This is a genomic window from Psychrobacter sp. 4Dc (genome assembly GCF_002836715.1).
In the GTDB taxonomy this organism is placed as follows: Bacteria; Pseudomonadota; Gammaproteobacteria; order Pseudomonadales; family Moraxellaceae; genus Psychrobacter.
On record NZ_PJAT01000140.1, the window covers coordinates 1 to 1258 of the forward strand.

Annotated in this window: 2 protein-coding genes; both read left to right on the forward strand. The window is 35.9% G+C overall.

Features of this window, described 5'->3' with window-relative positions; translation table 11 throughout:
- Positions 1 to 668 precede the first annotated feature (668 nt).
- Positions 669 to 1019, forward strand: a complete 351-nt coding sequence (locus tag CXF61_RS12215) for an IS630 transposase-related protein (protein ID WP_101204408.1) — start codon at positions 669 to 671, stop codon at positions 1017 to 1019.
- A gap of 40 nt (positions 1020 to 1059) precedes the next feature.
- Positions 1060 to 1258 (forward strand): transposase (locus tag CXF61_RS12220; RefSeq protein ID WP_193834228.1); only part of this gene is annotated, 199 nt, incomplete at its 3' end.

The following is a 1258-nucleotide window of genomic DNA, read 5'->3' on the forward strand; positions in this document are numbered from 1 at the left end:
TCGTCACTATGCCATTGCTAATGAAAAGATGGCAATAGCACGACTACCAAAGGTACTACGATTACCTGAAGATAAGAAAACATTTAATATTCAAAAGACTAATGAAGCAATTCATCACAACGTATTTATATTCGACAAGAAACATGTATCATGATCTGTTATTTTATATATTTTCTAGACAAATTTTTCGTATAAGAGTTTTATTTGACTATCATATGGAGAGTTCATGAACTCAATTACTAGTAGCTTTCCCACACCAATCTACAGACGAAAAAGAGCCCCTTTTGCGTTAGTCAAAGGGGTTAGATATGAGTCTATTATTTGAATTTTTGACAAACAACATTGTTTTCATTTCTTTAGAAAATATCGTAGTAAGTAGGTAACCCCAAAAAAAAGAAGGCTAGAATGTGTAGTAGAAAAATGTCTTTTTTCTACTACACACTGAAATATATATCCGATAACCTAAAAGTAGTATCAGTAAGCCCTAAAATAACGAAAAGCATAAATAGTATGAGTCGCTATTAAGTGCCACATAACAATGAAGGTCCAGTCCAATAGTCACTAGCAGAAATTTTTTATCGAAAAATATAACTGCACAGCGTAAATATAGTCTAATCCAAATAAAACCGATACAACCCTATTAACAATTGCATTTAATGAAATAAACGATGACTTATTCAATAGACTATCGCAAACAGGTACTTTCTAGCATCACTGATGGTATGACCATACGAGAAGCTGCGCTATTTTATGGACTTAGCACCAGCACCATTCACAGCTGGCAGAAGAAATTAGCGCCTAAAACAACCAGAAATAAAGCACCGACTAAAATACCTGATGACGCATTGATTGAAGACGTAAAAAGATACCCAGATGATTATAACTATGAAAGAGCTCGTCGCTTGAACTGTAGTAAAACGGGCATCTTTAATGCTTTAAAGCGTCTTGGTATCAGTCAAAAAAAAGACCTTGGAACATCCAAAAGCGTGTCCGATAAAAAGAGCGATATTCCAGAGTAGGCTTGATCGCTTTACTCAACAAGGCTATCCCATTGTCTATATGGATGAAAGCGGCTTTGAGGCTGAAACCATTCGTTCTCATGGCTATGCACCGATTGGTAAACCCTGTATCGATAGCTACAACTGGCAAGCTTCGAGACGTACGAATGTCATCGGAGCTCTCTATGAAAAAATGCTATTTGCGCTTGATTACTTTGAACACAATATTAACAGCAGCATATTCTACCACTGGTGCAAAT